A 10,147-nucleotide genomic window follows, 5' to 3' on the forward strand; every position below is an offset into this window, starting at 1 on the left:
TGGCGATAGCAAAGTGGACACACCTGAACTCATCCCGAACTCAGAAGTTAAGCACTTTCACGGCGACAATAGTTGGGCTTGCCCCTGCGAAGATAGCTAGCTGCCGGGTCCTTTTTTTTACACAAATGCAGTTGTTTGTCTGCTTTTTTTTTATGCGTATCTAGCGTATAATACAAATATGCATAAAATTTTGAAATATTGTAAATCAAAACCTATCTATATTATCTTAGCTGTATTACTCCAATTTTTTACATTGTTCTTTTTGGTGAGCTATTTTAGTCAAAAATTCTTTATTGTTTACTATATCTTGATCATATTTAGTCTATGCGTCTGTATGCATATCATCAATCGTGATTCGGATTCCAGTTCTAAATTATTATGGGTTTTATTGATTATGTCTTTTCCAATCTTTGGTGGCGTTGTTTACTTATTACTTGGAAATCGTAAGATTCCAAAGGCTTTAATGATCAAAGATAGACAGGCATATTCAGACTATAAAAAGTATGCTCTTCAAAACATTGAAATTTTAAGTGATCTTCATGAAGATGACTATGTCTTAGATAAAATGACATCCATGGCATGGACAAATGGATATTTTCCTGTTTATGACAATTGTTTGTTAACTTATTTTCCTTCTGGTGAAGAACAATATCAGGCTTTTATTCAAGAATTAATTAAAGCAGAAGATTTTATCTTTATGGAATTCTTTATTATCAATAAAGGAGTTATGTGGAATACCATTCTACAGATCTTAATGGATAAAGCCGCTATGGGGGTAGATGTTCGTGTTATTTATGATGATATGGGATCTTTGACCTATTTACCTAGAGATTATGCGAAATGCTTGAATGCGCGTGGCATTAAAACACATGCATTTAATCCATTACGACCTCAACTGGCTATGGCAATGAATAATCGAGATCATAGAAAAATTCTAGTCATTGATGGTAAGGTGGCTTTTACAGGAGGTTGCAACATTTCCGATGAATATATCAATACGAAAAAACGCTTTGGCTATTGGAAAGATATGGGTTGTATGATCAAGGGGGCTGGTGTTGAAATGTTTACCATTTCATTCTTACAAATCTGGAACTATCAAGCCAGTGAATATACATCGTATTCGCATTTTATTCAAAATCGTGAAGTCTTTTCATCATTAAAGAATCCTGGATATATCATTCCATTCTCGGATTCTCCAACGGATGAGAATAACACAAGTTTAAATATGCATTTGAATATGCTTGGCTGTGCCAAAGACTATTGTTGGATCACAACGCCATATTTAATTTTGGATTCAGAAATGATTTCATCTCTAAAACTCGCTGTATCCAATGGTGTAGATGTACGAATTGTTGTTCCTGGAATTCCGGATAAAAAGATGGTGTATGAAGTCACAAAAGCCAACTTTGATACATTGATCAAAGCAGGTGTTAAAATTTACGAATATACACCCGGATTTATTCATGGCAAAGTTTGCATCATTGATGATTCAAGTGCTTTAGTAGGTACAGTGAATATGGATTTTAGATCGTATTATCAACATTATGAATGTGGTGTATGGATGCATGAAACTGCTTGTTTGACAGATATAAAAAATGACTTTGAAGAAATATTTAAAGTCTCGCATGAAGTTTCATTAGAGGAATGTGTAAACACAAATCCAGCTGTGAAAGTATATCGAAATATATTAAAGGTATTTAGTCCTATCATGTAGGAATAAATACCTTTTTTTCTATTTATGAATCATTTTTTCGGGTTGCACATACAAATCGAATTCTTCACTTGTCAAATAACCCAAATCTAAAATGGATTCTTTTAAAGTTAAGTTATTTTTGAAGGCATGTTGGCTTGCATGTCCTGCTTTCTCATAGCCAATCACTGGATTTAAACAAGTGACTAACATTAATGAGTTATGTAAATTTTTATCCATAGTTTCTTTATTGGCCTTTAAACCATCTAAACAATGGACGGTGAATGAGTGAATCGCATCACTTAATAATTGAATGCTCTGATCCATATTGTAGGCTATCAATGGCATAAAGACATTTAATTCAAAGTTTCCTTGGCTTGCCCCAATACCAATCGCCGTATCATTTCCCATGACCTGTACGGCAACCATAGTTAAGGCTTCACATTGAGTTGGATTGACTTTACCTGGCATAATACTAGATCCTGGCTCATTGCTAGGAATATTAATTTCATGAATGCCACTTCTTGGTCCGCTCGCAAGCCATCTTATGTCATTCGCAATCTTCATGCAGTTAGAGGCAAGACCTTTTAAAGCTCCACTTGTATATACCATGGCATCTTTACTTGTTAGAGCATGGAATTTGTTTGGATCTGGTACAAAAGGAAGATGTGTCTTTTCAGAAATGATCTTTGTGACGACTTCATCAAAACCTTCTGGACAGTTGATGCCTGTACCTACAGCGGTTGCACCACAAGCTAGTTCATACACATATTTTAAGCTATCAATAATTTGAGCTTTACTATGCTCAATCATAGAACGGTATCCACTTAATTCTTGTGAGAAATATAATGGTGTGGCATCTTGAAGATGAGTTCTACCAATTTTAATAATGCCTTCGTTTTCTTCTTCTAGTTTTTTGATTTGATTAATCATTAAATCCAATTGTGGAAGTAGCTCAGCATTGATTTTTTGTGCCACCATGATATGTAACGCAGCCGGGAACGTATCATTTGAACTTTGGGATGCATTAACCGTATCGTTTGGATGGAGAATATTTTCCTTTGCGTATTCATTTCCTAACATGGAAATGACTTCATTGGCATTCATATTGGTTTGTGTTCCAGAACCTGTTTGCCAAACATGTAAAGGGAACTGGTCTAAATATTGTCCGTCTTCGATTCTTTGACATATTTCGATAATGGCTTCACATTGTTTTTCAGTAATTTTATTGAAATGAAGGTTGGCTTTGGCACACGCTTCTTTCAATATCGCAAAACTATGAATCAAAGAGGCAGGCATTAATTCCTGTCCAATCTTAAAATTCTCTAAACTTCTTTGGGTTTGGGATTTCCAATATTTGTCAGCTTCGACTTTGATTTGTCCTAAGCAATCTTCTTCTATACGATATGTACTCATTTTGTTCACCTCTATGAAGTAGTTTAACATTTTTTTAAAAAATTGTCTGTATACATGTTACAATAGATACGTAAAATAAAAGGAAATGAGGAATACTACATATGCGAATGAAGGAGCCATATGAAGCTTATTTAGATGATTACAATTGTTTGGATGTTTATATGTCCAAAAATTTTTTTGGTGGAAAAAGTCGTATTTTCCATATGAAAGATACAAAGGATCGTATTATTCCGTTGACGATTCAGTCTCAAAGTGATCTATATAATGGATATACGCATTATTCATTGTCATTAAACGGGAACTTGGAAATTGGTCAAGAATATACTGTGTATGATGAACATTGTAAAACTTGTGTTGCCAAATACTCTCATATTGTTAAAACAGAGCGTTTTGCGAAAGAGTACATGTATGAAAAAGAGGATCTAGGAGCTACATATACACCGGAAAAGACAACCTTTAAAGTGTGGGCACCCACAGCTCTTGCCGTACATGTAGGATATGTCTTAAACGGAAAAAAGATTGTTGAATCGATGGTTCGGCAGGATAAAGGGGTTTTCTCGCTTACTGTCAATAAAGATTTAAATGGAGTTCACTATTCTTACTTAGTACGTGTGAATGGAGAATATAAAGGGGTAACAGATCCTTATACTTGTTTTAGTGGTCCGAATGGCCAATATAGTGTGATTGTAGATCCTAAGAGTTTAAAACTACCAAAAAAAATCAAATTGAAGCCAATGGATAGTGAATGCGATGCGATTATATATGAGGCAAGTATTCGTGATATGACAAGTCAAACTGGAATTGGAGTGAGTCATCCAAAAAAATTTGTGGGCTTTACGGAAGAAAATGAAATCACAAAAGCACACAATACAGGTTTTAGTTATTTAAAATCATTAGGTGTGACACACGTACAATTGATGCCTGTATTTGACTTTGGCAGTGTGGATGAAGTGTATCCTAATATTTTCTATAACTGGGGCTATGATCCTGTACAATATCGTTGTTTGGAAGGGGCCTATTCACTAGATCCAAAGAATGCGAAGTTACGTATCGAGGAGTTTGCGAATTTGGTACATGATTGCCACAAGGCAGGCATTCGAGTGAATTTGGATTTAGTGTTTAATCATGTGTATGTCAAAGAAAATTTTGCGTTAGAAAATATGGTGCCAGATTATTATTTCTTAATGAATCGTGAAGGTGAATTTTCGAATGGAAGTTTCTGTGGCAATGATATCGACACACAACCATATATGGCGCGTAAATATTTTTTAGAAACTTGTAAGAAGATCATTGAGTTATTTGATGTGGATGGTTTCCGTTTTGATCTAATGGGAATTCTAGATTATAACTTAATGAATGAGATTAGTGAAGAATGTAAAAAATTAAAACCAGATTTTATGATTTATGGGGAAGGCTGGAATATGCCAAGCTTTGTGGCGGAAGAGATTCGTGCTTCGCAACTGAATCAAGCTAAGATGCCACATGTTGGTCATTTCTCGGATCGTTTCCGTGAAGTTGTTCGTGGATCGAATGATGAGCTTTCACGAAAAGGCTTTGCGTCAGGACAAGCCGATTTATTCTATCAAGTAAAATGTGTAATGGCCGCAAGCTGTATGGACCATGTGTTTGATAGTCCAGCGAAAGTCATTAACTATGTAGAGTGTCATGATAATCATACGTTATGGGATAAAAACAGAGTATGTTGTCATGGGGAGAGTCGTGATTTAAGAGAAAAACGACAGATCATGGCCAATGCGATGGTATTACTTGCACAAGGGGTTCCATTTATTCATTGTGGTCAAGAGTTTGGTCGCACTAAACAAGGTTTAGGGAATACATACAATCGTTCGGATAACTACAATCGTGTTGATTATCAAAGAAGGGATCACCATATTGAAATTGTAGAGCGTACAAAGGAATTGATCCAGCTTCGTAAAGAACATCCTTGTTTTAGATTGAGTACGGTTGAAGACATTGAAAAAGGTGTTCAATTTGATTCGATCTATGATCAAGTCTTAGTCTATTCTTGTCAAAAAGGGGATGATCATTGTGTAGCTTTCTTTAATCCAACTAACATTCCTTATGATTATCATTTGGACCAAGAAGCTAGAGTCTTGTTTGATGATGGAAATAGCAATGCGTTAGAAGCACAGGATATTCATATTGCATCATTTAGTGTCGTCGTTTGTCAATTTGGCTTGACGGCGTAGAACTCAAAACATATAATATAGGTTAAATTGAGAAGGAGATAAACAATGGCAAAATTTTTTGAAGAACCATCTAGAACGTTCAGTGAGTATTTATTGATTCCTGGTTACACAGGTCCGGATTGTACACCGGATAAGGTGAGTTTGAAAGCGCCTTTAGTAAAATTCAAAAAAGGTGAAGAACCTGCACTATCTTTAAATATTCCAATGGTAAGTGCTGTAATGCAGGCTGTTAGTGGTGAAGAAATGGCTTGTGCACTTGCACGTGAGGGTGGAGTAAGTTTTATTTACGGTAGTCAAACAATTGAGTCTCAGGCCGCTATGGTTCGTAAAGTAAAATCGACTAAGGCTGGATTTGTTGGCAGCGATTCAAATATTAGCCCTGAAGCAACATTAGAGGATGTAATTGCTCTTCGTACTAAGACAGGACACTCAACAATGGCTGTTACTGACAATGGTCAAGCGGATGGTAAATTAGTAGGTATCGTAACAAGTCGTGATTATCGCGAAAGTCGTATGGATCATTCAATTTTGGTTAAGGAATTTATGACACCATTTGAAAAATTGATCGTCGGAGATGAAGATATTACATTGTCTGAGGCAAACGATTTAATCTGGGAACACAAATTAAATCAGTTGCCTATCGTTGATAAAGAACAACACTTAAAGGCATTTGTGTTCAGAAAAGACTATGAATCACACAAAGACAATCCAAATGAATTATTGGATGATAAAAAGCGCTACGTTGTAGGTGCTGGGATCAATACACGTGACTATGCGACTCGTGTACCTGCTTTAGTAGAAGCTGGTGTAGATGTTTTATGTATTGATTCAAGTGAAGGATATTCTGCATGGCAAGCTGAAACAATTAAATGGATCCGTGAACACTATGGTGACAGCGTGAAAGTTGGAGCTGGTAACGTTGTAGATGGAGATGGTTTCCGTTTCTTAGCGGATGCAGGAGCTGACTTTATTAAGATTGGAATCGGTGGAGGTTCTATCTGTATCACTCGTGAACAAAAAGGTATTGGTCGTGGACAAGCTACAGCTACAATTGATGTTGCGAAAGCTCGTGATGAATACTTTGAGGAAACTGGAATCTATGTTCCAATTTGTTCAGATGGTGGTATTGTACATGATTACCACATCACACTAGCATTGGCATTTGGTGCTGACTTTGTTATGTTGGGTCGTTACTTTGCACGTTTCAAAGAAGCTCCAAATAAGATTGTAAGTGTAAACGGAAATTACATGAAGGAGTACTGGGGTGAAGGTAGTGCTCGTGCTCGTAACTGGCAAAGATATGATGTTGGTGGAGACAAGAAAATGTCTTTCGTAGAAGGTGTTGATTCGTATGTTCCTTATGCAGGTAGCTTAAGAGATAATGTAGGTCTATCTTTGTCTAAGATTCGTCATACAATGTGTAACTGTGGATGCTTAACAATACCTGAACTTCAAAAAGATGCCAAGGTTACATTAGTATCAAGTACAAGTATTGTCGAAGGTGGAGCTCACGACGTTGTTGTTCGTGATGAACATTTCGACGCAAAACCACAATAATCTCAAAAGGACTTCGGTCCTTTTTTTCTTTATGAAAATACCTTATAATATTTGTATGGAAAAACAAAATGATTTATTGATGGATTCAAGTATCCTCTATCGAAGTACACAGAAATATTATGATAAGATGCTGCAAGATTTGAATTTGAGTTATGCCCAGCTTCCAATCTTGATTGAAATCTATGAGAATGAAGGTATTTCCCTCCAACAAATCGTACAGGTTGGTGGATATGATAAGGGTACAGTCACAAAAAATGTTCAAAAATTGAATACTTTGGGTTATGTTTCCATCTTAACAAGTGCCAAAGATAAGCGTGTTAAAGAATTATATACGACGGCACTCACCAAAAAACATATATCTGAAATCTATGGGATTCGTAGAGACTGGTGGCATCATATTACACAAGATTTAACGGCAGAGCAGATTGAAGTTTTTTCTACGTTTTATCAGACTTTATCCAATCATGCCAGAAGCTATGCGGATTTGGAGCAGACCAATCTGCAGTTTTATAAATTAAAAAAATTATCTTTATCGGATTATGATTCACATTTGAGTTGTTCTTTATATACAGGGGGATGTAATTTAAAGTGTCCGTATTGTCATTCGAGAGATTTGGTGTATTTAAAAGAAAACATGTATCCGATCGTTACGGAAAAAATCAATGAATATTTAGAGAGTCATCGCAAAGATTTAGATGGCATTTATATATCGGGAGGAGAGCCTTTGATGCATGAGGGGGTTGTTTCCTTTCTACAGTATGCCAAGACTTTAAACTATAAAATTAAGATTCATACAAATGGTATGTTCTATGAACGTTTAAAAACAATCCTTGCACAAAAATTGGTAGATCATGTCAGTCTAGATATCAAAAATGCTCCGAGTGCCTATGCGAAAACGTGTGGGGTTGAGGATATGGATCTAAAGGATATTGAGAAGTCTTTGGATTTGTTGAAGCAATCGGTTGTACCATATGACATTTGTGTAACTTTGGTGGATGAATTGCATAATCAAGCAACTATAGAAGAATTAGGAGAATGGATCCAAGGCGTTGATACAGTGATTTTACAGCCTTTTGAAGATAGAGAAACGACCATTGATCATTCGTTGCATCGACCTAGTTTTAAAGTTGTTTTAAAATATAAAAAGATATTCGAAAAGTATGTTAAACATGTAAAGATAAGGGGGGATCAAGCATGATTGAAGTCGAAAAAAGAGATGGGTCCATAGTTGTTTTTGATTCGTCAAAAATCTTTTCGGCCATATCCAAAGCGTTTGATTCTTTACATATGGAAAAAGATGATGCGATTATCAACTTACTGGTACTTAGAGCCACGGCTGATTTTCAAACGAAGATCAAAGATAATCGAATTAGTGTAGAAATGATTCAGGATAGTGTTGAAAAAACGTTGTCAGAATCTGGCTATTATCCGGTCGCAAAGACATATATTTTATATCGTAAACAAAGAGAAAATGTTCGTAAGATTCAATCGACGGCCAATGAATATATACATTTAGTCAATTCGTATTTACACGATAATATTTCTTTGGAAGATGAAAACTCCATGGCAACTTATTCTGTGGGTGGTTTGATCTTATCCAATTCAGGTATGATCACTTCGAATTATTGGTTGAGTGAAGTGTATGATGCCCAAATTACCAACGCACATAAAAATGGGGATCTATATATTCATAATATCAATATGTTGACGGGATGCAGTGCAGGCTGGTCTTTAGAAGATCTAATTTTAAAAGGACTTCCTTCTGTAAATAAGATGATTTCATCCCTTCCTGCCAAGCATTTATCGACGTTATGTAACCAGATGGTCAACTTTCTAGGAATCATGCAGAATGAATGGGCCAGTGCCCAATCATTCGCACATTTTGATACGTTACTCGTACCTTTTATTCATCAGGACAAACTATCTGCCAAGATGGTCAGTGATTGTCTTGAAAGCTTTATATATGGGATAAATATTCCTTCGAGATGGGGTACCCAAGCTCCTTTTAGTCAGATTACTTTGGATTGGAATGTTCCGCAAGAATTTATAAACAAAAAGGCAATTGTAGCCGGGTGTGAATGTGATTTTACATATGGAGATTGTCAAAAGGAAATGAAAATTCTTCATGATGCCTTATTTGAAGTTATCAATAAAGGAGATATTTCAGGTCGTGGTTTTCAATTTCCAATTATTGCCCTTTACTTAAATCCAGACTTTGATTGGATGCACGAAGAAGAGTTGTTTAAGGCTTGTGCCAAATATGGAACGCCTTATTTTTTGACAAAAGAAAAACAAGATGTAGAAGGATATTTTGGTTATAAACCTTTATGTGGAAGTATGGGGGTTGTGACATTAAACATAGTGCGCTTAGCGTATCTTTCAAGTAGTAAGGAAGATTTCTTTAAGCGTTTAGATAATTTAAGTGATGTGGCCCTTCGTTCTTTTGAAGTCAAGCGACAAGTGTTAAATCAATTGTTGGAAGCCGGCTTGTATCCGTATACCAAGGCCTATATATCGGATTTTAATGATCACTATGGTACTTTAGGTATTGTGGGTATGAATGAGGCTTGTTTGAATGCGAAATGGTTAAAGAAGAATTTGATGGATTTGGATGCACAAACTTTTTCCATGGAAGTGTTAGAGTTTTTAAATCACAAACTTTTAAATCAAAGTCAAAAAGTTAATTTAGAGGCTACACCGGCAGAAAGTGTATGTACGCATTTTGCCCAAATTGATAAGGAATTGTATCCAGAAATTCAAAGTCATGGATATTATACGAATTCAACGCATTTAGATGTCGCCAGTACGGATGATGTCTTTGAGGCTTTACATATACAACAAGATTTTCAAAATCAATATAGTGGAGCCACTTCATTTCCAGTCTTTATTGATCATGGAATCGAAGATTGGAAGATGGCGGCTTTACTTGTGAAGACCATTTATGAAAACTACGAGGTGCCTGTATTCACAATTACGCCAACATATTCGGTTTGCGAAGAACATGGCTATCTATTGGGTCATCAAGATATCTGCCCGAAATGTTCCAAATCAACCGAGGTCTATTCTCGTGTTTCAGGATATTATCGAAACTTAGAGGATTGGAATGAGGGTAAACAAAAAGAGTTTTCAAGAAGAAAGACATATTCGATTTAAGGAGCTAACTATATAAAATTCAAGTATTTTTTATGAAAAAGTTTGAAAATACAAAATAACTAGATTTTTTAGTTAGTTTTAAATTGATCTTTGAAAATGTGAATATTGGATTAAATTTAGG

At 35.7% G+C, this 10,147-nt stretch carries 6 protein-coding genes and 1 rRNA gene; 6 read left to right on the forward strand and 1 reads right to left on the reverse strand.

Annotated elements, in window-relative coordinates; all coding sequences use genetic code 11:
- Nucleotides 1-109 (forward strand): 5S ribosomal RNA (rrf, locus tag H8911_RS10940); the annotation flags it as partial.
- Between the two features lie 69 nt (nucleotides 110-178).
- On the forward strand, nucleotides 179-1,714 hold the full coding sequence (gene cls, locus H8911_RS10945; protein WP_117926469.1) for a cardiolipin synthase: 1,536 nt from the start codon (nucleotides 179-181) through the stop codon (nucleotides 1,712-1,714).
- Between the two features lie 18 nt (nucleotides 1,715-1,732).
- Here the strand turns inward: cls and fumC are convergent, their stop codons facing one another.
- A complete protein-coding gene (gene fumC / locus H8911_RS10950) occupies nucleotides 1,733-3,106 on the reverse strand; it encodes a class II fumarate hydratase (RefSeq protein ID WP_186999680.1) in 1,374 nt (457 codons plus the stop codon).
- Nucleotides 3,107-3,207: 101 nt separating this feature from the next.
- On the opposite strand from fumC, the gene pulA reads away from it, so the two are divergent.
- The 4 genes from pulA to nrdD are packed head-to-tail and all read left to right on the forward strand — an operon-like array spanning nucleotide 3,208 to nucleotide 10,026.
- Nucleotides 3,208-5,316: a type I pullulanase gene (gene pulA / locus H8911_RS10955; RefSeq protein WP_255466368.1), complete on the forward strand. Its 2,109-nt coding sequence runs from the start codon at nucleotides 3,208-3,210 to the stop codon at nucleotides 5,314-5,316.
- Between the two features lie 45 nt (nucleotides 5,317-5,361).
- Nucleotides 5,362-6,873, forward strand: a complete 1,512-nt coding sequence (locus H8911_RS10960; RefSeq protein ID WP_186999681.1) for an IMP dehydrogenase — start codon at nucleotides 5,362-5,364, stop codon at nucleotides 6,871-6,873.
- A 55-nt stretch (nucleotides 6,874-6,928) separates the two neighbouring features.
- The gene (locus tag H8911_RS10965) at nucleotides 6,929-8,071 is read left to right on the forward strand and encodes an anaerobic ribonucleoside-triphosphate reductase activating protein (protein WP_158567634.1); all 1,143 of its coding nucleotides are present in this window, start codon (nucleotides 6,929-6,931) and stop codon (nucleotides 8,069-8,071) included.
- The gene (nrdD, locus tag H8911_RS10970) at nucleotides 8,068-10,026 is read left to right on the forward strand and encodes an anaerobic ribonucleoside-triphosphate reductase (RefSeq protein ID WP_186999682.1); all 1,959 of its coding nucleotides are present in this window, start codon (nucleotides 8,068-8,070) and stop codon (nucleotides 10,024-10,026) included. The genes H8911_RS10965 and nrdD overlap by 4 nt, the downstream gene beginning before the upstream one ends.
- Nucleotides 10,027-10,147 lie beyond the last annotated feature (121 nt).

The sequence above is a fragment of the Holdemanella hominis genome (assembly GCF_014306155.1).
Taxonomy (GTDB): domain Bacteria; phylum Bacillota_I; class Bacilli_A; order Erysipelotrichales; family Erysipelotrichaceae; genus Holdemanella; species Holdemanella hominis.

Coding starts and splice junctions, on each gene's coding strand:
- cls (WP_117926469.1), top strand. CDS start 179: ATGCATAAAATTTTGAAATATTGTAAATCAAAACCTATCTATATTATC.
- fumC (WP_186999680.1), bottom strand. CDS start 3,106: ATGAGTACATATCGTATAGAAGAAGATTGCTTAGGACAAATCAAAGTC.
- pulA (WP_255466368.1), top strand. CDS start 3,208: ATGCGAATGAAGGAGCCATATGAAGCTTATTTAGATGATTACAATTGT.
- H8911_RS10960 (WP_186999681.1), top strand. CDS start 5,362: ATGGCAAAATTTTTTGAAGAACCATCTAGAACGTTCAGTGAGTATTTA.
- H8911_RS10965 (WP_158567634.1), top strand. CDS start 6,929: ATGGAAAAACAAAATGATTTATTGATGGATTCAAGTATCCTCTATCGA.
- nrdD (WP_186999682.1), top strand. CDS start 8,068: ATGATTGAAGTCGAAAAAAGAGATGGGTCCATAGTTGTTTTTGATTCG.